The organism is Parageobacillus galactosidasius, assembly GCF_002217735.1.
GTDB lineage: Bacteria > Bacillota > Bacilli > Bacillales > Anoxybacillaceae > Parageobacillus_B > Parageobacillus_B toebii.
Genome location: NZ_NDYL01000001.1, coordinates 496061 through 522254 on the forward strand (window position 1 = coordinate 496061; position 26194 = coordinate 522254).

Sequence of the window (26194 nt, forward strand, 5' to 3'; positions counted from 1 at the left end):
ATATGTTGAGAACGTGATGAAAATTTATATATAATGTAAGGGAATAGTATGACTATACGGTAGGGACAAGGAAGCGATTGCTTATGTTTCATCGAACTATATTCCGACGTTTAAAAGTGTTAAATGAACTCGCTGTTTTGCAACAATCATAAACCATTTTCGTTCTATATTATATTCGCGTATTCCCGAGATGGAAATCGAGTCATTAAACGATTTGCAGAACAACGAGGCCATCGACTGACTCCGATTTATGTCGATCCTCAATTATTTGCCGATGCTCCTGTATTTTGTCATTACACTTCAGAAATGTATTATCGGCTTGCTGCTCATCAGTTTTTGCCCCAAGAATTGGACCGCGCTTTATATCTTGATCCAGACATTGTTGCGATTAATCCGATCGATGATTTGTATGATATGGATTTTGAAGGAAATATGTTTATTGCCGCGGAGCATACCCATTCCACGAAAGTAGCGAATTTATTTAACAAGCTGAGGCTGAAAACCCCGAATGCAAAAGGATACTTTAACACTGGTGTCATGCTGATGAACTTGCCGTTAATAAGAAAAGAAGTACGGTTAGAGGATATTTACCAGTTTATTCGTGATAGGCGCCTGCCATACTAAGAAGGGACGCGGATCACAAAGAAGCATTCCATATGGAGATTGCACTCAACCAAAATAAAAAAATTAAATCATATCTATTGACAAATAGATACTACTACATGATAATAAATATAGAATTAAAATTATTATAATTTAATTAATGATTTAATTAGGCTATTGATCATTCCAACACTATTTTCAGGAGGTAGATGAAAGATGTCTCTAATTGGAAAAAAAGTACAACCATTCCGTGCAAAAGCGTATCATAATGGGAAGTTTATTGAAGTTACGGAACAAGACTTTCAAGGCAAATGGAGTGTAGTTTGCTTCTATCCAGCTGACTTTACATTCGTATGTCCTACGGAGCTTGAAGATTTGCAAAATAACTACGCGACTTTAAAAGAGCTTGGCGTTGAAGTGTATTCTGTTTCAACAGATACACATTTTACACATAAAGCATGGCACGATACGTCTCCAACAATCAGCAAAATCGAGTACATTATGATCGGCGACCCTTCTCAAAAGCTATGTCGTATGTTTGATGTGCTTGATGAAGAGGAAGGTCTTGCACAGCGCGGTACGTTCATCATCGATCCAGACGGTGTCATCCAAGCGGTGGAAATTAATGCTGACGGTATCGGCCGTGATGCAAGCACGCTTATTAACAAAATTAAAGCGGCACAATACGTCCGCAACCATCCAGGCGAAGTTTGTCCAGCGAAATGGCAAGAAGGGGCTGAAACGCTTAAACCGAGCCTTGATCTTGTAGGGAAAATTTAAGGAGGTAACACCATGATATTGGATGCCGAGATAAAAGCGCAATTAGCCCAATATCTACAATTGATGGAAAATGACATTGTTCTAAAAGTGAGCGCGGGAGACGATCAAGTTTCCCGCGATATGCTTGCTTTAGTCGATGAATTGGCCGCAATGTCACCAAAAATTAAAGTAGAGAAAACGCAGTTGCAAAGAACGCCAAGCTTTAGTGTTAATCGTATCGGCGAAGATACTGGTATAACATTCGCTGGTGTTCCTTTAGGGCATGAGTTTACCTCCTTAGTGCTTGCTCTGCTTCAAGTAAGCGGAAGACCGCCAAAGGTTGATCAGAACGTGATTGACCAAATTAAAAGCATAAAAGGCACCTATCACTTCGAAACTTACGTGAGTTTGACATGCCATAATTGTCCTGAGGTGGTTCAAGCGTTGAACTTGATGAGCGTCCTGAACACGGGCATTTCGCATACGATGATCGATGGCGCAGCCTTTAAGGACGAAGCGGAAAGAAAAGGAATTATGGCAGTTCCAACAGTATTCCTAAATGGAGAGCTCTTTGGTAGCGGCCGGATGTCGTTGGAGGAAATTTTGGCGAAGATGGGGAATACTTTGGACGCATCACATTTCGTTGAAAAAGAACCATTTGATGTACTGGTTGTCGGTGGCGGACCAGCCGGAGCAACTGCAGCGATTTATGCGGCGCGTAAAGGCGTTCGTACAGGCATTGTTGCGGAACGTTTTGGCGGTCAAATATTGGATACATTAGGCATTGAAAACTTTATCAGTGTGAAATATACGGAAGGCCCTAAGCTTGCAGCAAGCCTTGAAGAGCATGTCAAACAGTACGATATTGATATTATGAATTTACAGCGTGCCAAACGCTTGGAAAAGAAAGATCTTATTGAAATCGAGCTTGAAAATGGCGCCGTTTTAAAAAGCAAGACGGTTATTATCGCAACGGGGGCTCGCTGGCGCAACCTTGGCGTACCAGGCGAGGCGGAGTTTAAGAACAAAGGGGTCGCATACTGCCCACATTGCGATGGTCCGTTGTTTGAAGGAAAACATGTTGCGGTCATTGGTGGCGGCAATTCCGGTATTGAGGCAGCCATTGATCTTGCAGGCATTGCAAAGCATGTCACTGTTCTTGAGTTTATGCCGGAGCTGAAAGCCGATGCTGTTTTACAAGAGCGCCTTTATAGCCTGCCTAACGTAACGGTTTTAAAGAACGTGCAAACAAAAGAAATTACCGGTACGGACAAAGTAAATGGCATCACTTATATCGACCGGGCGACCGGAGAGGAACATCATATTGAATTGCAAGGGGTATTTGTTCAGATCGGCTTAGTGCCGAATACGGACTGGTTAGATGGAACGATTGAACGCAATCGCTTCGGCGAAATTATTGTCGATAAGCATGGCGCTACGAACATCCCTGGAGTGTTTGCTGCAGGTGACTGCACGGATAGCGCGTATAAGCAGATCATTATTTCAATGGGGTCAGGCGCTACCGCAGCCTTAAGTGCATTTGATTACCTTATTCGAAATTAAGTTTCTTTGATCGCTGAAATTTGTAAAACAGAGAGCCGTAGGATGGCTCTCTGTTTGTTTTTCAAGAGGTTGGCATGCTTTTTTTCGCATGTGGACGAGCATATCGCATTTGTCGGAAGAACTGTTTATCGATGCAGCGGTTGGGAATCGACCTATCGTTTTATTGTCTAAAACGATGATACGGTTGAGTCAAGATTTTGTGGAGATTTTTTTGAGGTTTTGATTTTTTAGGTATATTTTGTAATCGTTTTCTGATTCTCTTATCCTGCTTGTGTGCTTTCCCTACTTGTTTAAATTCCTTTCAATGCTTGTAGCGCTTGATAAATTGGTGCTTCTGATGAATGTTGGGATATTGAATTCCTGCGTAATTCAGCTGCTGGCTTCCCGTTTCAGGCTCATCACCGCATAGCCGACCATCTTCTCTAGCGTCTCGACGGCTTTGACGATACAATGGATCCGCCACTGCCAATTCCATCGCTGTTTCCTCCAACAATGGACTGATTCCTCCCCATCAAAGCGTATAGACGCTTGTTTCTCGATCGAAATAATTGTTGCGTTGAACTTCCTCCACTTCAAATAACATCTGGATGCGTACGGTTTGTTTATTTTTTAGGCAATAACGGTTCTTATCTCGATGTTTAGCCAATTCTTGATCGATATACTCCAATACTTGTCGAAGCATGTTTCCGTATGTTTCTTGCAGCGCCGAAAACAGTTCCATTCAATCTCTTTCAATGTTTGCCCATTTATGATAAACTTTTTCGCAGCACTCTCTTCCCTCCTTGTGTTTGTTTTTGTGCACTTATCGCAATACAGGAAGAGAGTCCTTTTTGCATCTATTTTGTTTACCATCTCCTTTTTTGGGAAATACAACCCCAAAATACATATAAAAGGTTATTATCCTTCTCCCATAAATATTTTACTCATACTATATAATGTAAGGGAATAGTATGACTATACGGTAAGGACAAGGAAGTGATTGCTTATGTTTCATGTACTGGTGACGTTAAATTCGAACTATATTCCGCCATTAAAAGTATTAATGAACTCGCTGTTTTGCAACAATCATAAACCATTTTCGTTCTACCTATTATATTCGCGTATTCCCGAGATGGAAATCGAGTCATTGAAACGGTTTGTAGAACAACAAGGCCATCGACTGATTCCGATTTATGTCGATCCTCAATTATTTGCCGATGCTCCTGTATTTCGTCATTATACTTCGGAAATGTATTATCGGCTTGCTGCTCATCAGTTTTTGCCCCAAGAATTGGACCGTGTTTTATATCTTGATCCAGATATTGTTGCGATTAATCCGATCGATGATTTTTATAATATGGATTTTGAAGGAAATATGTTTATTGCCGCGGAGCATACCCATTCGACAAAAGTAGCGAATTTATTTAACAAGCTGAGGCTGAAAACCCCGAATGCAAGAGGCTACTTTAACACTGGTGTCATGCTGATGAACTTGCCGCTAATGAGAAAAGAAGTGCGGTTAGAGGATATTTACCAGTTTATTCGTGATAATCGGTTTAAGCTTGTGCTTCCGGATCAAGATGTGCTAAACGCTTTATATTGGGACAAAATTAAGCCAGTGGATTGTTATCGTTATAATTACGATGCGCGATATTACGATATGATTCAGTTATTGCCAAATCCAAAGCATGATTTACATTGGATTCAGAAAAATACAGTGTTTATTCATTATTGTGGCAAAGATAAACCGTGGAAGGAAAATTATAAAGGGGAGCTTGGATTTTTTTATAAGCAGTACAGCGATATTCTAGAATTTGAAGAGGAAAAAGCCTAAAGGCAGCTTATTTGCGCTGCCTTTAGGCTCTATTTTTTGCGTGCTTTGCTTTGGCGAATGCCAGCTGCTTGAGCGCGCGCTTCTGCTTCTAGGTCTTCGTAATCCGCAAATTCGCGAGAATATTCAACATCTAGTCCGTCGGATTTCAGTTGTTTTGGTACTTGTGGAAGAGTTGCTTTGTTTTTATCACGCGTTTTTTGTCCGCGAGATCGACCCATCATCAATTCCTCCTAAGCAATAATGTGAATCGGACGATTCACTACTTAGGATGGCATTTGCTCGATAAAGTATAAATAACAATGTTTTCTAATGTTTCGCTTTTTTTGCTGTATAGCCGCCTGCTTGGTCAGCTAATTTAAAGTCGCGGGAATACGTTATTTCTTGTGCACGCGTTAACGTCCTTTTCGTTTTTTCTTGTCTTCGTTTTTCCGCCATTTATTGCCCCTCACTTTTATCAAGATTTATTTTTAGTTTTTCCACTGTTTGTTCGTTTTATGCATGAATAATAGAAAAAGGGCTGTTATACACAGCCCTGTTACGCTTCTTTGCGTTGTTCTTGTTCGATTTGAGAAGGATGGCGAAGGGTATATAATGTATAGTTATCTTTTGTAATTTCGTATAAATTATATACATCAGCTCCGATTTGTTCCAGCAAACTTTTTCTTGTCTCATTCGCTGGGGTAACATACGGTAATTTTTCTGCCGCTTTGATGGAGCGGATGTTCACTTTGCGAATGCGCATAAATACAGTTTCAATGGAAAGCTCGTAAAATAATTCGTGGAAAAATGCTTCTTTCGCACGTTGGTTATATCCTTGGCCATGATATGGCTTTCCAAGCCATGTGCCCAAAAATCCAGCGTTATTTTGTATGTCAAATAGGCTGATTGTGCCGATTGGATTTCCCCATTCATCTAAAATCGTGCGGGAAATGAGTTCACCGCGTTCTTCCGCTTCGATCATTTGTTTCGTCATAAATAAAAATTCTTCGTACGAGCTTGCTTTTTGGCGCACGAAAGGGAAGACGTCCGGGTGCACCATCAGCTCGTAGAGTGCATGACAATCTTGCAGCTCCCGTTTTTTTAACATACTTTTCCCTCCTTATATCGAGGGCAGTTTACTTGTGGGCGAAACCACCCTCGAAATTTTTTAATATATTCATCAAAAAATTCCGGGGTGGGAATCGAACCCACTAGAACCAGCGATATCCGCTGGTGGCGCACCATTTGCCTTCCCTTTTGTTGCGTCGTTATCTGATTGTCGGCAATGAGTAGCACAGGTCTTTATCATCATACACGATGATCAAGAAAAAAGAAATAGGTTTTTTGTTAAATTTTTTTTATATATTTGTTGATTTTTCGATAACGAATGTCATGTGGCTAGTAAATCGGCTAAACTTTTTTCCAGCGTAGGGAAGGAAAAGACAAACCCAGCTTCCATCAGTTTTTTCGGAATGACTTGCTGTCCTTCGGTCACAAGCATGCTCATTTCACCAAGGAGGGCGCGCAGCATCGCACTTGGCACGCGAAGCCAATGAGGGCGGTGAAGTATACGGGCGACCGTTTCGCCGAACTGTCCCATACGGACGGGAGATGGAGAAGTGATATTAACCGGTCCTGCTAGCTGCTTATGATCAATAATATATGCAAGTGCACGTACTACATCGTTAATGTGAATCCAGGAGATCCATTGCTGTCCCGAGCCGATTGGACCGCCAATCCAGAAACGGTACGGTAAGACGATTTTCGGCAACGCCCCGCCGTTTTTGCCAAGAACGACACCAAATCGTGCCATTACTGTACGAACCCCTAACGACTCTGCTTGTTTCGCTTCTTTTTCCCATTTCGCTACGGTTTGTGCCAGAAAATCGTTGCCAATCATTGAACTTTCTTCGGTAAAAGAATCGGTAAGCGAAGTGCCGTAAATGCCGATGGCGCTCGCGTTAATAAATACGCGAGGAGGGGATGGCAATGATTTGATCAGCTCAATCATCCATTGGGTCGTGGAGACACGGCTATGGACAATGCGTTCTTTCTGCTTTTTTGTCCATCTTCTGCGGTTAATCGGTTCGCCGGCTAAATTAATCACGGCGTCAAAGGCAGGAAAGTTTGCTTGGGGACGACTTTCAGGCGTGAATAAAACATAGCGGATATTAGAAGAGGAAGATAATTTAGGACGTCGCGTCAATATATAAATGGTATGGCCTTGTGACGCAAGGTGGTTCGAAAGCGCTTTTCCGATAAATCCAGTTCCGCCGGCAATGGCGATATTCATATCCTTCCCTCCTAGTCTGTCGTAGTGAATTATTTCGCTTTTCGTGTACCGGATTCCTTCTGTATGTTACGATAAAAATGGAGGGAAAGTCATGGGGATCATTACAAATATAGCCGTTCAGCCAAACAGCCGTGAACGTTTTCGCGTCACGATCCAAAAAGAAAATGGAGAAATAGATGTGATTACCGTTGATCAAGACGTGCTGCTTCAATTCCGCCTGAAAAAAGGAATGGAAATTGATGGGAATGCCTTACAAGAAATAGTATATGCGGATCAAGTCAAAAAAACGTATAATCAGGCTTTATATTTTTTATCGCACCGCATGCGGTCTGAACGTGAGGTGACCGATCATCTGAGAAAAAAAGGCGCATCTGACGATGTGATTGCAGAGGTGCTCGATAAGCTGCGACAGAACAAATACGTTGATGACCGTGAATTCGCCTTCGCTTATGTGCGCACGCAAAAGCAAACAACGGCAAAAGGGCCATATGTCATCCGTAAAGAATTGGAAAAGCTCGGGGTTGCGGAAGAATGGATTGAACAAAGCTTGGCTATTTACTCCTTTGATGAGCAAGTGGAAACGGCAAAATCGCTTTATGAAAAAGCAAAAAAACAGCGGGCAAAACAGTCTTTGCGGCAATGGAAATATCAGATCGAGCAGCTTTTATATCGAAAAGGATTTCCGCACGAAGTCATCGATCAGGTGCTGTTGTCAGAACAGGACGAAAAGGAGGAACAGGAGTGGGAAGCTTTGGAGTATCAAGGAAGAAAAGCGCATCGGCGCTATGAAAAATATGATAGTCCGATGTATGAGCAAAAAATGAAGCAGGCTTTGTACCGGAAAGGCTTCCCACTGGAGATGATCGAGCAATTTTTGAGCAAATTAAAGGAGGAGCAGGAACATTAAGATAAAATAATTTCGTTTTGCCCGTGTTCTAAAGAGATAATTTGTTTTGCTATTTCTTTTGGGGAACGAAGCCGCGAACGATCTTTTATATGATCAGTTCCATGCCAAAATGGGGTGTCCATGCCTCCCATGTACACAGCGGTAACCGAAATATTTGTGCCTTCCAGCTCTTTCGTTAAGCTTTCGCTAAAGCCGCGAATCGCGAATTTTGTCGCGACATAGACGGATTCATTCACTTTGCCGCGTAAGCCGGCAGTCGAAATAATATTGATAATTTTTGCTTTCGGCATTGCCAGAAAATGCGGCAAAAATGCTTTCGTCATATAAATGGTCCCATTGATGTTCGTTTGAATCATATCGTCAATTTGCTGCGCGGAAAGCGAAGAAAGCGGACCGAAATGGCCGATGCCAGCATTATTCACAAGACACGTAACATGGTGGTGTTTCGCAATCATATCGACTGTGTCAACGACATCTTCGTAACGGCGGATATCAAGGGAATAGGCAAACGCTTTTCCTCCTAGATGCTCGATTTCCTGCACTACGTCTAAAAGAGGGGAGATCCGTCTGCCGAGGGCGATGATGGTATGGCCTTGACTAGCATATTGCAATGCCAATTCTTTTCCTAACCCTGTGCCGGCCCCGGTAATAGCAATAACATCCATTGTCTGTCTCTCCATTCTGTTGGATTGTCTTTTTTATCATATAATAAAATCAAAGGGGGAACAAACGGTGAAAGCGCCAGGAGAACAAAAACGTTATAGTGAAATGACGGAACAAGAATTGCGTCAAGAAATCGCGGCATTAACGGAAAAAGCGCGCAAAGCGGAACAAATGGGGATGGTAAATGAATACGCCGTATATGAAAGAAAAATCGCGATGGCAAAAGCGTATTTGCTTGACCCAAATGATTTTCAGCCGGGCGAAATATACGAGATCGAGGGAGATCCGGGAGAATATTTTAAAGTGCGTTATTTGAAAGGAGTATTTGCTTGGGGATACCGGTTAAAGGGAAACGGGGAAGAAGAAGCGCTGCCGATTTCGTTGTTGCGAAAGCCGTAATTATAGTAAAGAGAACCTAGAGAAGATTCTCTAGGTTCGATTTTGTTACGATTGTTTCCGCGTTTGACGCTCAAGGATAATTAAGTTAAGTGTTTGTTGAGTTTCTCCGTTGACTTGTGCATGGGCATGTTTTGGATTTGCCCATGGCTGCTGGAAAGGATTGGAGTATAAGTTATCATAAAATTTTTTGTGCGAATGGCGACCCATTGTCTCACACCTCTCAAAATAAGAGAAAGTTTTTAAAAATTGTCATCGCGTTTACCGGAAGCGTGCATGCGTTCTTGCGGATGGGTGTTAGTCGTGCCGTTTGCCCGTTTTGAAGCATATTCCGCTTTCGCTCGTGGTTCACCTTCGAATTTATTATTGTTTTGGTTTGGGAAGTTGCGTTCTTTATTCCGCATCGCACATTCCCTCCTTTGCAATTGCTCGTGTTGATGGCCAACACGTATTTTTATTATGAGGATATTTTGCTCTCTTATGTGTTCAAATTGTTGGGATAAGAGGTGGAAAAAATGACGATGAATGAATATTTTGAACGGCTGACGAACTATTTGTTGGAGAAAAATCCGTCGCTTGCTTATGCCCAAGCAAGAACGTGGGTCGAATTGCTATGGGAAGATTTCGAAACGACATATGCCCGCGCTGGATACGAATATAGAGGAAAAGAGCTGACAGAAAAAGTAGTGCGTCAATGGATTGACCGGTATGGAGCGACATTACATGAATTTCAAACGACAAATCCGAAATATCAACATTTGCTAAATCGCAATGATTATTTAAAACATTGAAAATAGGCGGTTGTTTCAAAACGACCGCCTATTTTTATCAGTTTGGAATGAGGTCCAGTTTTTTTCGCAATTTCCCTTCGCTGAAAATCCAGCCGGTATACGAACTGACAATATTTAAATTGCGATCTAATTGCACTACGGCGACGAATGGATAATAGCCTTTGCTGCGATAGCGCAAGTCCGTAAATCTCACTTCATAATGATCGTTATATTCATGAAGTTCCCATCGGTAGACGGGGGAAAAGGACAAAAAAGCAGCAACGTTTTCATCCCGCTTGGCCGCTTCGATGACGGGATCGTCAGGAAGCGGACATTTTTCAAATTGGTCCAATATATAGATGTACCCGTTTTTGGCCCTCGCGACATAAAAGTAGTCTTTTGCCGTAATCGCCAAATGCCACTCGCGGAAGCGGAACGTCGGAACGGTAATAATCTGTTCGACATCGGCAATTTCAGCACGGATGGCTTGTTTAATCGCTGCCTGCTGGCGTAATCGTATTATATAATAAGCGGCGATGACACCGTAAATCGCTAGAAACGTATAGCCGGGATGAAGGCCAAGAAACAACAGACCAACCCCGATGACATGCAGGGCAAAAATAATTGGATCGAATGTATTGATCACACCAAGCGCAATCCACTTTTTTGTAAACGGCCGCAGCGCTTGCGTGCCGTAAGCGTTAAAAATATCGACAAATACGTGAACTGCGACAGAAATGAACGTCCATAGCCATAAGTGAAATACATTGACGTATGAATAAAAGCAAACGATAATGCCTGTAATGAATAACGACCATAGCCATACGGCAGGAATCGAATGGGTAATTCCGCGATGATTGCGGATATATTTTGCGTTGTTTTGTAATTTTAAAATCGTATCAATATCCGGCGCTTGGGAGCCGGCTAATGTTCCGATAAGCACAGCATGAGACAAAAAAGGGTCTTGAGCGACAGTGGGGTCCAATGTGGCAATACTGCCTAGCGCTACCCCCATAAGAATGTGTGTGCCTGTATCCAAGCGAAATAAGCCTCCTTTGCTAGTTTCGTTCATTAGTATATCCAGTCCGTTTTCGATCATTGGACGAGTAAGCACATAAAAACAAGGATGTATTGCCAGTGTAGCACATTTCGAATGCATTGGCGAGGGAAGGGAATACTAAAGCCATCTTTCCTGTTTAGGAAAGATGGCTGAAAAAGGCGAATGTTTAGCTTTTATCATCATCCAGACGTTTTCCAAATTCTTTTAAAGAGGAAAGAATAAAGCGGATGGCGCGGTTAACGTCAGGATCATTCACTGCTTTTAAAAGATCGAAAATGCCGATTTTTTTATCTTTTTCTTTTGTTTGCTTATATGCTTCGGCAATGCTTGAAGCGGTGCTTTCCAATAACTTATCGGTTAATTGCGGATCTAGATTGGCAAGCAGCTGTGCCATCCCGATCACATGATTAATCGCCGTTGTCACCGGTTTGCGATTTGCTTGACCGATGACGATTTTCACGATATCTTCCTTTGCTTTAAGCATCGCATTTGCCGCTTCGAGTATGCCGCTTTTATGCAGTTCTTCTATAATAGAAAGCAGTTCAGTGACCGCTTCTTCTTTTTCCGTCAATGAAGTTTTTAGTTCTTCTATTGTTTTCTCACGTTTTTCTTCTTCGGTAATGGTTTGTTTTTGAATGGTTGTAATTGGTTTAGCCACGCGGCTGCGCCTCCTTCCATTCATCCGTTAAAGGAACGTAATCCGGACGCTTCCATTTTCGATCGACTTCGACGCCTCTTTTTGGATTCCGCTTTTTAAATCGCGGATTGGTGCGCGGGAGTGGAGATTCTCCGTCGACTTCCAACACTTGCATGCGCACTCTTGCTTGTTTAAACGCCGGTGTATTCGTGCGATGGTCAGTGGCAGGACCGGTAAGGATGTTAATGGCGCTTTCGTTTGTTGCCGAGTGCATTGGCAAGAATAATTCTTTTCCTTTGACACGGTCAGTGACGAGCACGCGCACTTTTACTCTGCCGAATGGTGATTCTAAACGAACGAGCGAGCCGTCTTTGATGCCGCGTTCTTTCGCTAATTCCGGAGATACTTCAACGAATATTTCAGGGAATTTTCTTTGAATGCCTTCTGATTTGTATGTTAAGTTTCCTTCATGGAAATGTTCGAGCAATCGTCCGTTGTTCACAAGCAAATCGTATTCTTCCGGATATTCTGCCGGCTGTACCCAGTCGGCGAGTGCAAAGCGCGCTTTTCCATCCGGGAAGTTGAAGCGTTCTTTATAAAGAATCGGCGTATCTGCACCGTCGTAGCTGCCCCAGCAAAGGCTTTTCCAGCCTTCCAAGTTTTCGTAATGCGCTTGTGAAAAAAGCGGAGCAAGACTTGCGATTTCGTCCATAATTTCTTTCGGTCCGGCGTAGTTCCAATCAGCACCCATCCGTTTGGCGATTTCTTGAATGATCCACCAGTCCGGTTTTGAATCGCCGAGCGGTTCAAGCGCTTGGTAAAAACGTTGAATGCGCCGCTCTGTGTTGGTAAACGTTCCTTCTTTTTCTAAGCTTGGAGCTGCTGGCAAAACAACGTCAGCAAATTGCGCTGTTTTCGATAAGAAAATGTCCTGTACTACCAAGAAGTCTAACTCTGATAGCACTTTTTGGACATGATTGGCGTTGCAGTCCACAAGTGCCATATCTTCGCCAACGATATACATTGCCTTTAATTTTCCTTGTTCGGCTGCTTCGATCATTTGGATGTTATCAAGACCAGGTTTTCCATCGATGCGGACGCCGTACGCTTTTTCAAATTTTGCCCGCGCGATATCATCCGTAATATGCTGGTATCCTGGAAGCCAGGCAGGAAGGGACCCCATATCACAAGCACCTTGCACGTTGTTATGGCCGCGGAGCGGGAACGCTCCAGCGCCTGGGCGTCCATAGTTGCCTGTTGCGAGCAATAAGTTCGAGATGGCCGCTGATGTATCGCTTCCTCCCGTGTTTTGCGTAACGCCCATTCCCCAGAGGATACATGTTCCATCTGCTTCGTGGATCATTTCAGCGATGCGGATTAAGTCTGCTTTCGCAATGCCTGTTACTTCTTCCGCGTAATCGAGCGTATATTTTTCGAGCACTTCTTTGAATTCATCGAAGAAATGAACGCGTTCGCGAATGAACGCTTCGTCATGCCAACCTTGGTCAATGATATATTTCGTGACGGCCATCAACCATACTTGATCCGTTCCCTGTTTTGGTCGGATAAATAAATCGGCGCGTTCCGCCATTTCATTTTTGCGCAAGTCAGCAACAATTAATTTTTGACCAAATAGTTTATGGGCACGTTTGACGCGAGTCGCCAAAACCGGATGTCCTTCCGCCGGATTGGCGCCGATAATAATCACTAATCCCGCGGATGCGATATCATGAATCGTTCCGGAATCGCCGCCCATTCCTACTGTGCGGAACAATCCGTCTGTTGCCGGCGACTGGCAGTAGCGCGAACAGTTGTCGACGTTGTTCGTTTCAAACACTTGCCGCGCTAGTTTTTGAATTAAATAATTTTCTTCATTGGATGTTTTCGACGATGAAATAAAGCCGATGGCGTTGCCGCCGTATTTCCGTTTGATTTCGCCAAGTTTTTCTGCAACAAGCGAAAGCGCTTCTTCCCATGTGGATTCGACAAACACGTCACCTTTGCGGATAAGCGGTTTGGTCAGGCGTTCTTCGCTGTTGACGAAATCCCAACCGAATTTTCCTTTTACACATGTGGAAATGGCGTTGACTGGTGCTTCAGAGACAGGCTGGATTTTTAAAATTTTACGTCCTTTTGTCCATACTTCAAACGAACAGCCGACGCCGCAGAACGTACAAACCGTTTTCGTCTTTTTGATGCGCTGTTTGCGCATCGCCGCTTCGATTTCCGAAATGGCAAAAATACTGCTGTAGCCAGGTTCGACTTCTTTTACAAAATCGATCATTGGATTTAAAATTTCTTTATCTAAACCGGTCATAAAGCCGGCCTCGCCTAACATCGATTTTTCCATTAATGCATTACATGGGCAAACGGTAACGCATTGTCCGCAACTGACACAGGAAGATTCGTTAATCGGAACACCGTTATCCCAAATGACACGAGGGCGTTCCGCTTCCCAGTCAATAGATAATGTTTCGTTTACTTGTAAGTTTTGACATACTTCTACGCATTGACCACAGGCGATACATTGATTTGGATCATAGCGGTAGAATGGATGGGACATGTCGACTTCCGATGGATCTACTTTCGGGCGGTATGGATACGATTGATGCTCAATTCCCATCAGTTCCACCGTATTGTGCAATTTACAGTTTCCGTTATTGTTATCGCAGACAGTGCAATATAATAGGTGATTTTCTAAAATGCGGTCCATTGCTTCTTTTTGCGCCGTTTTCGCCCGTTCGGAAGAAAGCTCGATGTTCATGCCGTCTTTAGCAGGAGTAGAACAGGCGCGCATCAGTTTCCCATCCACTTCAACAATGCATGTGTCGCACGTTTGAATGGCTCCAAGCTCAGGAGTATAGCAAACTTGCGGATGTGGGATGTTGTTTTCATTAATGACTTCCAAAATCGTCGTTCCTTGTTTTGCGCTGTAATCGCTTCCGTTTATTGTAATCGTTATCAATTGTTCGCTCATGCTTAAACCTCCTCCACAGTAAAATAAAAACTCCACCATGAATGAAGATGGTCTTCAGTCACGGTGGAGTAGTTTTTTAGCATGACGATACTAAAATAACCAATCCATATCCAAATAGACTAGTAGAAAAATAACAAGGGAAGCCTTATTATTTTTCCACTATGTTTATGTCTATTTTGATTTTTTTTTATTATAATTATATTACTGAATTGTTCGTAAAACAACCTGTAAAGACATCGTTTTTCGCAAATTTATGGTTGGAAAGGGGCTTTTCAATGTCCAAAAAGGAAGCGACATTCAACGATTTAGTGCGGAAAGTTCGCAAGCAACTGTTTGGAAAGGGGCCGGAACGGATTAAAACATATTTTATCGACAATCTGGCCATCACGATCTTGCAAGGAAATTTAACGCCGACAGAAAAATTTATCGCAAGGTCACCGGAAGGAAAGGAAATGGTTCATGCAGCCCGTACTCGCATGATTCAAGAAGTATATGCGCAAAAAGTGCCGGAAGGTCTTGAGGAACTGGCGGGGTCCAAACTTTTATATTTATTTAGCGACATTAAAGTAGAAGACGATATTGCTGTTTCTGTTTTTATATTTGAAAAGCCAATAGAAAAATAATATGTCGAAATATTCTGTATTGTTTTTGAATGCGTTTTCATGATATGCTAAAAGCAGATTAACATGATGAGTATGGTAGGAAGCTTAGCTATACAATGGCGAAAGAGCGATTGGTAGTTAAGTTTCCGCTTGTAGCGTGACGAGAGCGTTGGTTTTGTCACAGGAGCTCTGTGCTGAAACTACCGCCACTTTTCTATGTGCGCGAAGGATAGTATGCCTTCGTCATAGAAAATGTGGCGGTTTTCTTTTTGTGAAATCCGGAAACGGGGGGTGGGGTCGATGGAGTCATTCGTGACTCGTAAGCAAAAAATTGTAAAGTATCATAATGATCATTTTGAAGAGCTAGATGATGAGGTTGCGGTGGAGTTTCCGCTTACGATTGTCGTTGACGGGCAAGAATTCGCAACAATGGTATGCACTCCGACCCATTTGGAAGAATTGGTCATCGGTTTTTTAGCTTCGGAAGGACTGATTCGTTCCAGCGAGGAAATAAAGGCAATATCCGTGGATGAACATCGCGGATTTGCCTATGTTGAGCTTGTTACGAAACAGTCTATTCAAAAAGAGTTTTATGCAAGACGGTTTATCGGCTCTTGCTGTGGAAAAAGCAGACAATTTTATTTTTACAACGATATGAAAACTGCCAAAACGGTTGTGCACAGAACGAACGTTCGTGTTGACCAATGTTTTCGTCTTATGCGGCTGTTGCAAGAGAGATCCACCGATTTTCAAGCGACTGGCGGCATTCATAACGCAGCGCTTTGTACGCCGAACGAACTAGTCATCGTTCGCTCTGATATTGGCAGGCATAATGCGTTGGACAAAATTTACGGATATTGCTTGCAGCACGATTTGCAGTTATCGGACAAATTAATCGCGTTCAGCGGAAGAGTATCATCGGAAGTGTTGTTAAAGGTTTCCAAAATGGGGATAGGCATTATTTTATCGAAATCCGCGCCAACGACATTGGCGCTCGAATTAGCGAACGATTTAGGCATTACGGTTGTAGGGTTTATTCGCGGACAAACGTTTAATGTGTATACGCATGTCGATCAAATAACCGAATAAAAAGGGGGACTAACAAATGAAAAATCGTTGGTTCATCGCTTTATCAGCAGTAGGAATTCATATTTGCATCGGTTCTGTTTATGCATGGAGTAATTTTACGAATCCATTAAAACAAATGTTTGGGTGGTCGGATCAAGAAGTTGCGCTAACATTTAGCATTGCTATTTTGTTTTTAGGTTTATCAGCGGCATTCCTTGGTCACTTTGTCGAAAAACATGGTCCTAGAAAAGCAGGATTACTTGCTGCAACGTTCTTTGGGATCGGCATTGCTGGTTCCGGATTTGCGGTTGTTTTGGAATCGAAGCATTTGCTTTACCTATTCTATGGGGTGTTAGGCGGAATTGGTCTTGGAGTAGGATATATTACACCTGTTTCTACGCTGGTGAAATGGTTCCCAGATCGTCGTGGTTTTGCTACGGGGCTTGCGATTATGGGATTCGGATTTGCCGCCGCCATTTCAAGTCCTGTGATGAACAGTTTGATCGGTTCGGTTGGCGTTAGTAACACGTTTTATATTTTAGGCGCTGTTTACTTTTTGATTATGGCTTTCTCTTCTCTTTACTTAGAGAAGCCGCCTGAAGGTTGGATGCCTGAAGGCTTTAAAGAAAAAGTGAAGGCTGGAAAAGCAAAACCATCGATGGATTTATCACAATTGACCGCAAATGAAGCAATTAAAACAAGACGTTTTTGGTATTTATGGATGATGTTGTTTATCAATGTAACATGCGGCATTGCTATCTTAGCTGTGGCAAAGCCGCTTGCCATGGAAAGTATCGGTATTGACCAAGCTGCGGCTGCGGCATTGGTTGGCGCCATTGGAGTATTTAACGGCTTAGGACGTATCGGCTGGGCATCTGCCTCTGATTACATCGGAAGACCAAATACCTATACAGTATTCTTCGTTTTACAAATTATTATCTTCTTTTTCTTGCCGGACGTTTCGGTCAAGTGGTTGTTTATGGGAATGTTGATTATCGTGTACACTTGCTACGGCGGAGGATTTTCATGCATTCCTGCGTATATCGGAGACTTGTTTGGTACAAAGCAATTAGGTGCCATTCATGGTTACATTTTGACCGCTTGGGCAGCCGCAGGACTTGTAGGCCCGCTATTTGCCGCTTACATCAAGGATACTACCGGTTCTTATGAAGACAGCTTAACCTTCTTCGCAGGGCTATTTGTTATCGCTTTGGCTGCTTCTCTGCTGGTGCGCATTGATATCCGTCAATTACGAGAGAAAAATGCTCAATCTATATATCCGTCAATTACAGAAGAAAAAAGTACAATCTAATAAACAAGCCTTCTTCTGGTGAATTGTTTAAGAATAGCGAAAAAAGAAGAGGCACCATTCAAGCCCTCCTTGTACTGCGGCAAGCAGCATCATTTGTTATAATAAACATGCTAGATGGAATAAAAGCAGCATGGAGGAGACAAGGTGAAGACACGAACGTTGCTGGATGGCTTTGACATCGAACAATTTCAGTTAGATTTAATCGGCTGGTTTGAAAAAGAACAGCGTGACCTGCCGTGGCGCAAAGATAACGACCCGTATAAAGTATGGGTGTCGGAAATTATGCTTCAGCAAACAAAAGTAGACACCGTTATTCCGTATTTTAATAAGTTTATCGAGCAATTTCCGACACTGGAGGCGCTTGCGGAAGCGGACGAAGAAGAGGTGCTGAAAGCGTGGGAAGGACTCGGTTACTATTCGCGCATTCGTAATTTGCATGCGGCAGTAAAAGAAGTGAAAGAACAATATGGCGGGAAAATTCCCGACAACCGAGAACAGTTTTCCAAATTAAAAGGGGTTGGGCCATATACGACAGGAGCGGTATTAAGCATCGCCTATGGCATTCCGGAACCTGCCGTCGACGGCAATGTGATGCGGGTATTATCACGGATTTTTCTTGTCTGGGAAGATATCGCCAAAACAGGAACGAGAAAGTTATTCGAAGCGATTGTCCGGCAAATTATTTCACGCGAAAACCCTTCGTATTTCAACCAGGCGTTGATGGAGTTAGGAGCGCTTATTTGTACACCGCGTAATCCGGCTTGTCTCCTTTGCCCGGTACAAGCGCATTGCCGGGCGCTGCAAGAAGGGGTACAGACGGAGCTTCCGGTAAAAACGAAAAAAACGAGTGTTAAACAAGTGGCGATTGCAGCTGCGGTGCTGAAAGATGAACATGGCAAAGTACTGATCCATAAGCGGGACAGCGATGGATTGCTTGCGAATTTATGGGAATTTCCGAACTGCGAAGTAGCCCATTCACGGGAAAATCCGGAAAGACAGTTGGAAAAGTTTTTGAAGGAAGAATACGGGGCAATAGTCCAGCTTGAGAAACCTTTTGCGGTTTTAGAACATGTGTTTTCTCACTTAGTTTGGAATATTACCGTTTATGACGGCAAACTAGTTAATGGTTTTACGGAAACAGAACAGCTGAAACTTGTTGATGAGCGAGAAATCAGTTTATACGCCTTTCCTGCTTCCCATCAACGAATTTGGAGAGAGTATAAAGAGAAAAAAACAGGTGGATAATCCACCTGTTTCAGTCATACGATTGTCTCGTTCCTTGTGTATAGGTAGCTTCGCTTTTTCTGAGTCCACCGCGAGCTTCGATTTCTTCGATGATTTCGCGGTGGATCGTTTGTCCTTCTGCGTTTAAATAAGGAGCAATTTGCTGAAACGAATGGTGGAAAAAAGCGAGTTCGCTGTCTTTCCATTCCGATTTTGGGATCATCGAAAGTTCGGTCATATCGCGGCCAACGTACATGATGGATGCCTCCTTTTTTTCTAGTTTAAAAAAGTACTCATTCATTTATACATAAAGGGGAGAAAAACATGAGTGAAAAAGTTGCGGTAGTCACAGGAAGCAGCCGTGGAATCGGCAAAGCGATTGCCCTTCGTCTTGCAAAAGAAGGATACGATATTGTCGTTAACTACGCACGCAGTAAAGAAGCGGCGTTACAAACGGCGCAGGAAATCGAAGCGCTGGGGCGAAAAGCGCTTGTCGTGAAAGCGAATGTCGGTGATGTCGAAAAAATTAAAGCGATGTTCGCGCAAGTGGATGAAGCGTTTGGACGTGTGGATGTCCTTATTAACAACGCTGCTTCAGGCGTGCTGCGGCCGGCGATGGAGCTTGCGGAATCGCATTGGGATTGGACGATGGATATTAACAGTAAAGCGCTGTTATTTTGCGCGCAAGAAGCGGCAAAACGAATGGAAAAAGTCGGCGGCGGAAAAATCGTAAGCATTAGCTCGCTCGGCTCCATCCGTTATTTAGAAAATTATACGGCTGTCGGTGTTTCCAAAGCTGCGGTTGAATCATTAACGCGCTATTTAGCTGTCGAATTAGCGCCGAAAAATATTTCTGTCAATGCCGTATCAGGTGGTGCGGTCGACACAGACGCATTAAAACATTTTCCAAATCGGGAAGAACTGCTAGCCGATGCAGTAGCAAAAACTCCTGCCGGTCGAATGGTAAAACCTGAAGATATTGTCAACGCGGTAATGTTTTTATTGTCCGACCAAGCAGAAATGATCCGCGGTCAAACGATTATCGTTGATGGTGGAAGATCTTTACTTTTGTAATTTGGATGGATAAAACGATCACCTCCTGGGCACATTAAGTGACGTGGAGGTGATAACAATGGCAAAACAACAACCAAACAAAACAGCTGCAGGCACTAACATTCAAGAAGTAAGACAACAAAACGCACAATCTGCACAAGCAGGTCAATTCGGCACTGAATTTGCTGCAGAAACTAATGTGCAACAAGTAAAACAACAAAACGCGCAAGCAGAAGCTCGCAAAGCGCAAAATTCAAGCAAATAACATAGAAAAGTGGAGGCGAGCCGTTTAACCGCGACGGGCAAATGTTCTTCGCCCGCAGGGGTGTTTGTCACCCCAAGGGAGAAGGTTATTTGTCCCGCTAGCTGCACCTGCGGTTACTCGGCGCATGTCAGCGAAGATGCAAATTCAAGTAGCTGACAGGTTGCGAGCCGAAGCTAGACAGCTAAAAAAGCGGGGGCGGTATAGCCAGTTCTTAGAGAATCGTTTCCCATTGGTCGATTGGGAAAATGATTTCTCAGAAAAGAGCTAGCTGCCTCCATTTTTTATCGACAAAAGCTATCATAACTTTACATATATAGTCAAAGGAAATTTTCCTCTCTTCCCGAATGTAATAAACATAACCGGAAGGGAAGGGAGAGAACGAACGTGGAACTGTTTGAACGTTTAGTGAATGAGCAACTAAAAACGATGGATCGGCTTTTATTTTTACAGTCGGAAATCGAGCGCTGCCAAGAAATTGAAAAACAATTAATCGAGCTGCAACAAGAAGCGAAACTCCAATCCATTCAAGAGGAAATCCAACAAATGAAACGACAGTTAAGAGAGATTCAACAAACGTTTGAAAAGCAAACGGAAGAAGTCATTCTCACATATCAAAACCAGTATCGCCGTACGTGCGAGCCATCTTCAACGCGTTAAGATGGCTCTCTTTTGTTTTCATTTGTATCTTCAATCGTTATAATAAAAAAGAGAAGTTCCCATAGGAAAGTAGGGAGAATGATGTCTGGATATCCTGCAGAAGGAGAAATTATTCAAATTCATAGTTATAAACATAACGGTTTGATTCATCGAGTATGGGAAGAATCGATCGTGCTAAAAGGAACGTCTACGTGTATTATCGGAGCGAATGATAAAACGATGGTGACGGAAGCAGACGGCCGGACATGGGTGACGCGCGAACCGGCAATTTGTTTTTTTCATGCGAAACATTGGTTTAACATTATTGGCATGATTCGGGAAGAGGGAATTTATTATTATTGCAATTTGAGTTCACCGTTTGTATGGGATGAGGAAGCGCTAAAATATATCGATTATGATTTGGATATTAAAGTATTTCCCGATATGACATATATTCTTCTTGACGAAGATGAATATGAACGGCATCGCAAAGAAATGAATTATCCAGATGTGATCGATCGAATTTTAAAAAATAATGTGAAAAAGCTGATCAGTTGGATTCATGAACGAAAAGGTCCGTTTGCGCCAGATTTTATTGACACGTGGTATGAAAAGTTTCGTTCATATCGAAAGTGAATGAAGGGGGAAAGCGAAAAAGCCTGTTCGTTGCCGCAAACAGGTTTTCTGCTTTTTAAAGGGGGATATGTTTTTGGCAATTATTCGCCGCTATATGCAATTTGTGCGTCCATATAAATGGTATATTATCGCAACGATGATCATCGGAATTATTAAGTTTGCGATTCCGCTTCTCATTCCGCTGTTATTAAAATATGTCGTTGATGAAATTATCGCAAATACGAAGTTGCCGATGTCCGTCAAGACAGAGCGTCTTTGGTGGGCTATCGCTGTGATGTTAGTGATTTTTGTCCTCATTCGCCCGATTGTCGAATATTATCGGCAATATTTTGCGCAGTGGACGGCAAGCAAAGTGCTCTATGACATTCGCAATCGATTATTTACACATATGCAAAAATTAAGCTTTACGTATTACTCTAACCATCGCACAGGGGAAATTATTTCGCGTGTGATTAACGATGTCGAGCAAACGAAAGATTTTATTATTACAGGTCTGATGAATCTTTGGCTAGATATGACCACGATTATTATTGCACTTATTATTATGATGAAGATGGATATTAAATTAACGCTTGTTTCCATCAGTACGCTGCCGCTTTATGCATTTTCCGTAAAATACTTTTTCGGGCGTTTGCGGCAACGGACGAGAATGCGTTCCCAAGCGCTGGCGGAACTGCAAGCATACTTGCACGAACGAGTACAAGGAATGCCGGTGATTAAAAGTCTTGCGATCGAAGAAGAGGAACAGAAACGTTTTTCCGAACAAAACAACAATTTTTTAACAAAGGCGCTTATGCATACGAGCTGGAATGCAAAATCGTTCTCTGTTGTGAATACAGTGACAGATATTGCCCCCATCATTGTGATTGGCTATGCCGGCTATCAAGTATTGATTGGTCATATTACCGTCGGAACATTGGTTGCTTTCGTCGGTTATATTGATCGGCTTTATAGCCCGTTGCGCCGCCTTGTGAACTCGTCAACGACATTAACGCAGTCGTTCGCCTCGATGGATCGAATGTTTGAGTTTTTGGATGAGACATATGATATTGTGGATGCGCCAAATGCGATGGACTGCAAGGAAGTAAAAGGGGACATCGTATTTGAAAACGTAACTTTTGCTTATAGTAAAAACGAGCCGCCTGTACTTCGAGATATTTCGTTTTCCGTAAAAGCGGGTGAAACGATCGCCCTTGTCGGCATGAGCGGGGGAGGAAAATCTACATTAGTAAGCCTTATTCCACGGTTTTATGACGTCACAAAAGGACGCATCTTATTAGACGGCATAGATATTCGCGACATACGCGTCCGCAGTCTTCGCGATCAAATCGGGATGGTGTTCCAAGATAGTTTTTTATTTAGCGATTCGGTGAAAGAAAATATTTTGCTCGGAAAACCAGGTGCGACAGACGAAGAAGTGATTGCCGCCGCAAAAGCGGCCAACGCTCACGATTTTATTATGAATTTGCCGGACGGATATGATACGAAGGTCGGAGAACGCGGCATTAAATTATCCGGCGGGCAAAAACAGCGAATCGCCATCGCCCGTGTCTTTTTGAAAAATCCTCCGCTTCTTATTTTTGACGAAGCAACATCAGCGCTTGATCTAGAAAGCGAGCATTACATTCAAGAGGCAATGGAACGGCTCGCGAAAAATCGGACTACGTTTATCGTTGCCCATCGCCTGTCAACGATTACTCATGCGGACCGGATTTTTCTTATCGAAGATGGAAAGATTGTTGAAAGCGGCACGCATGATGAATTAATGGCCAGAAAAGGACAATATTATCACTTATTTACGATTCAACAATTGAATTACACGGAGTGAAAAAATGTTTATATTATCGAAAAATAAGAGTTAGAAACGGTCTTGCAAAGTTGCTAAGGCCGTTTTTTATTTAGATAATATGAACCTCTCCCTCCTTTTCTTTGTTTATTAGTAGGAAAAATATTATTATTTTGAAATTAGGAGGAAGAGAAGTTTTACACGCTGTAAGACTGTTTTTTTATTATTATTTTGTCTATTTAGATAATTGGTACCGTCAAGAATTTTGTGTAATGTAAGATAGATAGGGTATCTCTGAAATGGATTTAGAATAGAGGGGGGATATTTCCTCCACACAAGAGACTGAATATTCATTCTCTTGTGTGGACAGAGGCCCCCCCTTTCTTTGCTTATTTATTTACAATATTTAGTTAATTGTAGCATTCTTCAAACATTCGCTCGAGGGCTTCATGCGCTTCGGCAAATCCTCTTAACTTTCGCCCTGCCCATTTCTCATTAAAATCTTGGATGGTCAAATACACGACTTTTTCCGCGGCTTCTAAACTGCTCAAACTGTTCATCGGCTTTAGACGTTTCCGAATTTCCTTGATCGTTCGTTCGATGGCATTGGTCGTGTAAATCACACTTCGAATACTGCTTGGATAATCCATAAATGTAAGGAGGACATCCAACTCATTGGCCCAAGATTGAACTTCTCTTGGATATTTGCTGGACCATTTCGACTCAAACTGTTGAAACATTTGTAACGCCATCTCCTTATTCGGCGCGCGATAAATCAGTTTGAGATTCTCTGCCACTTCAAATTGATCTTTTTTCCGAACACAGCTGAGGGTGTTGCGGACTTTGTGCACGACACAGCGCTGCACATCGGCTTTCGGATACACCGCCTTAAAGGCTTCCTCCAGCCAGCCGGTGTGGCGTTGATAAGGGGCAAACAACTGTGTTTGAAATTCCCCGTTTCGGTCTCTTGGAACCAAAAGACCCTCAATCCGGCCATATTGCGTATCTAGATTTCGCTGATAGCAGCCGTTTCTCCTATTCGGCGTTCCAGCCTGTTCGATTTCGAGGAAATGTTTGATTTCTTCCCGCATAATCAGCTCTAATTTTTCCTTCACAAACTGACGAATGACACTTTCCAGTTGATTTGCCCAGTCGACATTCGGTATACTTCTTTTAGACATAGGTAGGGTACTCCTTTCTCTAAGATTTTTGGTCCAATCAGAGAATACCCTACCTTTTTCTTTTGTTCTAGCAAAATGCTTTACACAAACTTTTATACATCATCATTGATGGAATTATTTCGCGCTTGTTTGATATTATGCTTGCGTTTCCAAGTATTTTGCTTGCCATTGGGATTGTCGCGGTGCTTGGACCTTCCTTGCAAAATGCGCTGATTGCGATTGCGGTGATTAATATCCCGAACTTCGGACGATTGATTCGCTCGCGTGTATTAAGCATTAAACAAGAAGAATACGTGATGGCGGCAAAAGCAATTGGGATGAGCGATATGCGCATTTTGTTCCATCATATTTTGCCAAACAGTATGGCACCGATTATCGTGCAAGGCACACTGGCGATTGCTACTGCGATTATCGAAGCGGCCGCCCTCGGATTTCTCGGATTGGGGGCACAGCCTCCGAATCCAGAATGGGGGAAAATGTTAGCGGATTCGAAAGACTTTTTGACACAAGCACCATGGACGATGATTTTTCCAGGGATTGCGATTATGTTAACCGTGCTTGGTTTTAACTTGATGGGCGACGGATTGCGCGATGCGTTGGATCCGCGCATGAAAAACTAATAAAAGAAGGCTATCTCTTTTAGCGGAGATAGCCTTTTTTAGTGACTAGCTAAATTTTTTACTAAGGCAGCATCATGATGATAATGTTGGAAGCTGTCAATCAATTTATCAAGATGTTCTAATTGTTCGCTATAATCGATAATCGCTCCTATTAATGAAAAGAGGTAATATTCGTTTTTTTGCTGGTGATGTGCGTAAAATGCTTCAATTAAACGTGTTCTTTCTTGATAGGTTTCCATCGCTGTTTCTGTACGAGGATGACATTTTGTTTTACCAATAAACTTTAGCAATATTTGTTCATGGTAATGAAGCAGACTGTCTAGTTGTGAGCGGATGGCTTGCTGCAACTCAAGCGGCATGTGGTACAACTCGTTTTCAAAACGATGAAGAATTTTTAATGTATCGAGCGCTCTGTTTGCGACTACGATCATTTGCCGATATAGCACAAGTTTTCGTGATTTTTGAAAACGATTTTTTCGCGAGTACGTGCGCTCTTCTTTATACATTAAGTAAAGATGCTCGAGTTTTGTCATATCTTCTTTCATTTTTTCAATGTCTTCTTTTAAAATATGGTGCTCGGACGCATGCCTTATATGGATGCGAATCCATTTTAAAATATTTTCCGTGTTTTCATTAATTTGTGCATATAGCCTTTTTTCATATTTTGGAGGAAGAAAAATTAAGTTGACGATAAAGGCAGCGAATACCCCGAGCATAATGGTGGAAAACCGGATAACGGCAAATTCGATAAACTCTCTGTCAGTATATTCCATAATCGCGATAACGGTAACTAATGCTACCGATATCGTTGACTCGAGGCGCATTTTTAAGCAAAGAGCGATAACGATCATGAGCGTAAGGCCGATAATGAACGGGTCACGTCCGAACAAAAGAACAGCAATAATGGCAAATGCAGCGCCAATGATATTGGCTTGGACTTGTTCAATCAATGATAAATAGGAACGGTAAATCGTCGGCTGCATTGCAAAAACTGCGGAAATTCCCGCAAATACAGGAGAGGGAAAGTGTAATAGGGATGCTAGAAAAAGCGCTAATGTAACGGCGATTCCCGTTTTGAAAATGCGGGCACCGAGCTTCATTGTATGTTCAAACCTTTCCTCCTTAGTTCTTATAAACAATTTAGTACTATACACGCTTTTATATATGATATCAAGTGGAAAATATACATGAAATGTTTTTTAAATGACGAAGGGAAACGTATGATGCTTGCTAACTGGGTGTTTAAAATCTCCTCTGTGCAAATAGAGGTGCGAAAAAACAAATGAAAAGATAAAAGGCTACATATACAGTTTAGCATGTATAAACACAGGTGGTAAAAAAATAGATATGACGATTTTCGGTCTAGGTGATTATATGAGGCGGTTAATAAC

At 42.5% G+C, this 26194-nt stretch carries 31 protein-coding genes and 1 pseudogene; 17 read left to right on the plus strand and 15 right to left on the minus strand.

The window, feature by feature from the left end; all coding sequences use genetic code 11:
• Positions 1-123 precede the first annotated feature (123 nt).
• The 3 genes from B9L23_RS02590 to ahpF all read left to right on the plus strand — a co-directional run bounded on the left by B9L23_RS02590 (position 124) and on the right by ahpF (position 2925).
• Positions 124-624, plus strand: a complete 501-nt coding sequence (locus tag B9L23_RS02590) for a glycosyltransferase family 8 protein (protein ID WP_211278791.1) — start codon at positions 124-126, stop codon at positions 622-624.
• 195 nt (positions 625-819) lie between these two features.
• Entirely contained in the window at positions 820-1383 is a 564-nt protein-coding gene (gene ahpC, locus B9L23_RS02595; RefSeq protein ID WP_012749173.1) for an alkyl hydroperoxide reductase subunit C, read from the plus strand.
• A gap of 12 nt (positions 1384-1395) precedes the next feature.
• Positions 1396-2925, plus strand: a complete 1530-nt coding sequence (gene ahpF / locus B9L23_RS02600; protein ID WP_089096842.1) for an alkyl hydroperoxide reductase subunit F — start codon at positions 1396-1398, stop codon at positions 2923-2925.
• A gap of 301 nt (positions 2926-3226) precedes the next feature.
• Here the strand turns inward: ahpF and B9L23_RS02605 are convergent, their stop codons facing one another.
• Positions 3227-3418, minus strand: coding sequence for a hypothetical protein (locus B9L23_RS02605; protein WP_062754833.1), 192 nt, complete (start codon positions 3416-3418; stop codon positions 3227-3229).
• Between the two features lie 18 nt (positions 3419-3436).
• Complete coding sequence (locus B9L23_RS02610) at positions 3437-3646, minus strand: UPF0236 family transposase-like protein (protein ID WP_062754831.1); 210 nt, start codon at positions 3644-3646, stop codon at positions 3437-3439.
• Positions 3647-3910: 264 nt separating this feature from the next.
• On the opposite strand from B9L23_RS02610, the gene B9L23_RS02615 reads away from it, so the two are divergent.
• Positions 3911-4738, plus strand: a complete 828-nt coding sequence (locus tag B9L23_RS02615) for a glycosyltransferase family 8 protein (RefSeq protein ID WP_012749175.1) — start codon at positions 3911-3913, stop codon at positions 4736-4738.
• Positions 4739-4767: 29 nt separating this feature from the next.
• Here the strand turns inward: B9L23_RS02615 and B9L23_RS02620 are convergent, their stop codons facing one another.
• From B9L23_RS02620 to B9L23_RS02635, 4 genes are all read right to left on the minus strand, one after another.
• Entirely contained in the window at positions 4768-4956 is a 189-nt protein-coding gene (locus tag B9L23_RS02620) for a YfhD family protein (protein ID WP_041269575.1), read from the minus strand.
• 88 nt (positions 4957-5044) lie between these two features.
• Positions 5045-5173, minus strand: coding sequence for a YfhE family protein (locus B9L23_RS02625; RefSeq protein ID WP_081188309.1), 129 nt, complete (start codon positions 5171-5173; stop codon positions 5045-5047).
• A gap of 100 nt (positions 5174-5273) precedes the next feature.
• Positions 5274-5825, minus strand: coding sequence for a GNAT family N-acetyltransferase (locus B9L23_RS02630; protein ID WP_012749178.1), 552 nt, complete (start codon positions 5823-5825; stop codon positions 5274-5276).
• 282 nt (positions 5826-6107) lie between these two features.
• Positions 6108-7010: a TIGR01777 family oxidoreductase gene (locus B9L23_RS02635; RefSeq protein WP_062754829.1), complete on the minus strand. Its 903-nt coding sequence runs from the start codon at positions 7008-7010 to the stop codon at positions 6108-6110.
• A 91-nt stretch (positions 7011-7101) separates the two neighbouring features.
• Between B9L23_RS02635 and recX the strand changes: the two genes are divergently transcribed.
• Positions 7102-7917, plus strand: coding sequence for a recombination regulator RecX (recX, locus tag B9L23_RS02640; RefSeq protein WP_062754827.1), 816 nt, complete (start codon positions 7102-7104; stop codon positions 7915-7917).
• Here the strand turns inward: recX and B9L23_RS02645 are convergent.
• Complete coding sequence (locus B9L23_RS02645; RefSeq protein ID WP_062754825.1) at positions 7914-8582, minus strand: SDR family NAD(P)-dependent oxidoreductase; 669 nt, start codon at positions 8580-8582, stop codon at positions 7914-7916. The two genes, recX and B9L23_RS02645, sit on opposite strands and share 4 nt — an antisense overlap.
• 67 nt (positions 8583-8649) lie before the next feature.
• Between B9L23_RS02645 and B9L23_RS02650 the strand changes: the two genes are divergently transcribed.
• Positions 8650-8979 (plus strand): YfhH family protein, encoded by a 330-nt coding sequence (locus B9L23_RS02650; RefSeq protein ID WP_255265199.1) that lies wholly within the window; start codon positions 8650-8652, stop codon positions 8977-8979.
• A gap of 45 nt (positions 8980-9024) precedes the next feature.
• Here the strand turns inward: B9L23_RS02650 and B9L23_RS02655 are convergent, their stop codons facing one another.
• Positions 9025-9186: a YpzG family protein gene (locus tag B9L23_RS02655; protein WP_012749182.1), complete on the minus strand. Its 162-nt coding sequence runs from the start codon at positions 9184-9186 to the stop codon at positions 9025-9027.
• A 32-nt stretch (positions 9187-9218) separates the two neighbouring features.
• Complete coding sequence (locus B9L23_RS02660; protein ID WP_012749183.1) at positions 9219-9380, minus strand: small, acid-soluble spore protein K; 162 nt, start codon at positions 9378-9380, stop codon at positions 9219-9221.
• Positions 9381-9497: 117 nt separating this feature from the next.
• On the opposite strand from B9L23_RS02660, the gene B9L23_RS02665 reads away from it, so the two are divergent.
• A complete protein-coding gene (locus tag B9L23_RS02665) occupies positions 9498-9767 on the plus strand; it encodes a YfhJ family protein (protein WP_041269804.1) in 270 nt (89 codons plus the stop codon).
• 37 nt (positions 9768-9804) lie between these two features.
• On the opposite strand, the gene B9L23_RS02670 is transcribed toward B9L23_RS02665, so the two are convergent.
• From B9L23_RS02670 to fdhF, 3 genes are all read right to left on the minus strand, one after another.
• Entirely contained in the window at positions 9805-10785 is a 981-nt protein-coding gene (locus B9L23_RS02670; RefSeq protein WP_089096843.1) for a metal-dependent hydrolase, read from the minus strand.
• Positions 10786-10972: 187 nt separating this feature from the next.
• Complete coding sequence (locus B9L23_RS02675; RefSeq protein WP_089096844.1) at positions 10973-11464, minus strand: helical membrane plugin domain-containing protein; 492 nt, start codon at positions 11462-11464, stop codon at positions 10973-10975.
• Positions 11457-14420, minus strand: coding sequence for a formate dehydrogenase subunit alpha (fdhF, locus tag B9L23_RS02680; RefSeq protein WP_089096845.1), 2964 nt, complete (start codon positions 14418-14420; stop codon positions 11457-11459). The genes B9L23_RS02675 and fdhF overlap by 8 nt, the downstream gene beginning before the upstream one ends.
• Positions 14421-14695: 275 nt before the next feature.
• On the opposite strand from fdhF, the gene B9L23_RS02685 reads away from it, so the two are divergent.
• The 4 genes from B9L23_RS02685 to mutY all read left to right on the plus strand — a co-directional run bounded on the left by B9L23_RS02685 (position 14696) and on the right by mutY (position 18647).
• A complete protein-coding gene (locus B9L23_RS02685) occupies positions 14696-15043 on the plus strand; it encodes a Na-translocating system protein MpsC family protein (RefSeq protein WP_012749188.1) in 348 nt (115 codons plus the stop codon).
• Between the two features lie 279 nt (positions 15044-15322).
• A complete protein-coding gene (fdhD, locus tag B9L23_RS02690) occupies positions 15323-16111 on the plus strand; it encodes a formate dehydrogenase accessory sulfurtransferase FdhD (RefSeq protein WP_081188295.1) in 789 nt (262 codons plus the stop codon).
• Between the two features lie 16 nt (positions 16112-16127).
• Positions 16128-17402, plus strand: coding sequence for an L-lactate MFS transporter (locus B9L23_RS02695; protein WP_081188293.1), 1275 nt, complete (start codon positions 16128-16130; stop codon positions 17400-17402).
• A gap of 144 nt (positions 17403-17546) precedes the next feature.
• Positions 17547-18647 (plus strand): A/G-specific adenine glycosylase, encoded by a 1101-nt coding sequence (gene mutY, locus B9L23_RS02700; protein ID WP_081188291.1) that lies wholly within the window; start codon positions 17547-17549, stop codon positions 18645-18647.
• A 10-nt stretch (positions 18648-18657) separates the two neighbouring features.
• Here mutY and B9L23_RS02705 read toward each other — a convergent pair whose 3' ends face one another.
• Positions 18658-18882: a hypothetical protein gene (locus B9L23_RS02705; protein WP_012749192.1), complete on the minus strand. Its 225-nt coding sequence runs from the start codon at positions 18880-18882 to the stop codon at positions 18658-18660.
• A 68-nt stretch (positions 18883-18950) separates the two neighbouring features.
• Here B9L23_RS02705 and fabL point away from each other — a divergent pair, with 68 nt between their 5' ends.
• From fabL to B9L23_RS02730, 5 genes are all read left to right on the plus strand, one after another.
• Positions 18951-19700 (plus strand): enoyl-[acyl-carrier-protein] reductase FabL, encoded by a 750-nt coding sequence (gene fabL, locus B9L23_RS02710; protein WP_062678461.1) that lies wholly within the window; start codon positions 18951-18953, stop codon positions 19698-19700.
• Positions 19701-19758: 58 nt separating this feature from the next.
• On the plus strand, positions 19759-19944 hold the full coding sequence (locus tag B9L23_RS02715) for a gamma-type small acid-soluble spore protein (RefSeq protein WP_012749194.1): 186 nt from the start codon (positions 19759-19761) through the stop codon (positions 19942-19944).
• Positions 19945-20328: 384 nt separating this feature from the next.
• Complete coding sequence (locus B9L23_RS02720) at positions 20329-20601, plus strand: YgaB family protein (RefSeq protein WP_062678460.1); 273 nt, start codon at positions 20329-20331, stop codon at positions 20599-20601.
• A gap of 81 nt (positions 20602-20682) precedes the next feature.
• On the plus strand, positions 20683-21216 hold the full coding sequence (gene ntdP / locus B9L23_RS02725) for a nucleoside tri-diphosphate phosphatase (protein ID WP_062678470.1): 534 nt from the start codon (positions 20683-20685) through the stop codon (positions 21214-21216).
• Positions 21217-21289: 73 nt separating this feature from the next.
• Positions 21290-23044, plus strand: a complete 1755-nt coding sequence (locus tag B9L23_RS02730; protein WP_089096846.1) for an ABC transporter ATP-binding protein — start codon at positions 21290-21292, stop codon at positions 23042-23044.
• Between the two features lie 368 nt (positions 23045-23412).
• Here the strand turns inward: B9L23_RS02730 and B9L23_RS02735 are convergent, their stop codons facing one another.
• The gene (locus B9L23_RS02735; RefSeq protein ID WP_089096847.1) at positions 23413-24183 is read right to left on the minus strand and encodes a transposase; all 771 of its coding nucleotides are present in this window, start codon (positions 24181-24183) and stop codon (positions 23413-23415) included.
• Positions 24184-24287: 104 nt separating this feature from the next.
• Between B9L23_RS02735 and B9L23_RS02740 the strand changes: the two are divergent.
• Positions 24288-24803: pseudogene (locus B9L23_RS02740) on the plus strand (ABC transporter permease); the annotation flags it as partial.
• 38 nt (positions 24804-24841) lie between these two features.
• On the opposite strand, the gene B9L23_RS02745 reads toward B9L23_RS02740, so the two are convergent.
• Positions 24842-25903 carry an FUSC family protein gene (locus tag B9L23_RS02745; RefSeq protein WP_081188283.1) on the minus strand — a complete coding sequence of 354 codons (1062 nt, stop codon included), beginning with the start codon at positions 25901-25903 and terminating at the stop codon, positions 24842-24844.
• Positions 25904-26194: the final 291 nt, after the last annotated feature.

Bases quoted from the DNA above. Each gene is read 5' to 3' on its own strand.
- B9L23_RS02685 (WP_012749188.1), top strand. From the start codon at position 14,696: ATGTCCAAAAAGGAAGCGACATTCAACGATTTAGTGCGGAAAGTTCGC.
- B9L23_RS02630 (WP_012749178.1), bottom strand. From the start codon at position 5,825: ATGTTAAAAAAACGGGAGCTGCAAGATTGTCATGCACTCTACGAGCTG.
- B9L23_RS02695 (WP_081188293.1), top strand. From the start codon at position 16,128: ATGAAAAATCGTTGGTTCATCGCTTTATCAGCAGTAGGAATTCATATT.
- B9L23_RS02625 (WP_081188309.1), bottom strand. From the start codon at position 5,173: ATGGCGGAAAAACGAAGACAAGAAAAAACGAAAAGGACGTTAACGCGT.
- B9L23_RS02645 (WP_062754825.1), bottom strand. From the start codon at position 8,582: ATGGATGTTATTGCTATTACCGGGGCCGGCACAGGGTTAGGAAAAGAA.
- B9L23_RS02660 (WP_012749183.1), bottom strand. From the start codon at position 9,380: ATGCGGAATAAAGAACGCAACTTCCCAAACCAAAACAATAATAAATTC.
- B9L23_RS02745 (WP_081188283.1), bottom strand. From the start codon at position 25,903: ATGAAGCTCGGTGCCCGCATTTTCAAAACGGGAATCGCCGTTACATTA.
- fdhD (WP_081188295.1), top strand. From the start codon at position 15,323: ATGGAGTCATTCGTGACTCGTAAGCAAAAAATTGTAAAGTATCATAAT.
- fabL (WP_062678461.1), top strand. From the start codon at position 18,951: ATGAGTGAAAAAGTTGCGGTAGTCACAGGAAGCAGCCGTGGAATCGGC.
- B9L23_RS02590 (WP_211278791.1), top strand. From the start codon at position 124: ATGAACTCGCTGTTTTGCAACAATCATAAACCATTTTCGTTCTATATT.
- B9L23_RS02635 (WP_062754829.1), bottom strand. From the start codon at position 7,010: ATGAATATCGCCATTGCCGGCGGAACTGGATTTATCGGAAAAGCGCTT.
- B9L23_RS02735 (WP_089096847.1), bottom strand. From the start codon at position 24,183: ATGTCTAAAAGAAGTATACCGAATGTCGACTGGGCAAATCAACTGGAA.
- B9L23_RS02715 (WP_012749194.1), top strand. From the start codon at position 19,759: ATGGCAAAACAACAACCAAACAAAACAGCTGCAGGCACTAACATTCAA.
- recX (WP_062754827.1), top strand. From the start codon at position 7,102: ATGGGGATCATTACAAATATAGCCGTTCAGCCAAACAGCCGTGAACGT.
- fdhF (WP_089096845.1), bottom strand. From the start codon at position 14,420: ATGAGCGAACAATTGATAACGATTACAATAAACGGAAGCGATTACAGC.
- B9L23_RS02610 (WP_062754831.1), bottom strand. From the start codon at position 3,646: ATGGAACTGTTTTCGGCGCTGCAAGAAACATACGGAAACATGCTTCGA.
- B9L23_RS02705 (WP_012749192.1), bottom strand. From the start codon at position 18,882: ATGTACGTTGGCCGCGATATGACCGAACTTTCGATGATCCCAAAATCG.
- ahpC (WP_012749173.1), top strand. From the start codon at position 820: ATGTCTCTAATTGGAAAAAAAGTACAACCATTCCGTGCAAAAGCGTAT.
- ntdP (WP_062678470.1), top strand. From the start codon at position 20,683: ATGTCTGGATATCCTGCAGAAGGAGAAATTATTCAAATTCATAGTTAT.
- B9L23_RS02620 (WP_041269575.1), bottom strand. From the start codon at position 4,956: ATGGGTCGATCTCGCGGACAAAAAACGCGTGATAAAAACAAAGCAACT.
- B9L23_RS02665 (WP_041269804.1), top strand. From the start codon at position 9,498: ATGAATGAATATTTTGAACGGCTGACGAACTATTTGTTGGAGAAAAAT.
- B9L23_RS02655 (WP_012749182.1), bottom strand. From the start codon at position 9,186: ATGGGTCGCCATTCGCACAAAAAATTTTATGATAACTTATACTCCAAT.
- B9L23_RS02615 (WP_012749175.1), top strand. From the start codon at position 3,911: ATGTTTCATGTACTGGTGACGTTAAATTCGAACTATATTCCGCCATTA.
- ahpF (WP_089096842.1), top strand. From the start codon at position 1,396: ATGATATTGGATGCCGAGATAAAAGCGCAATTAGCCCAATATCTACAA.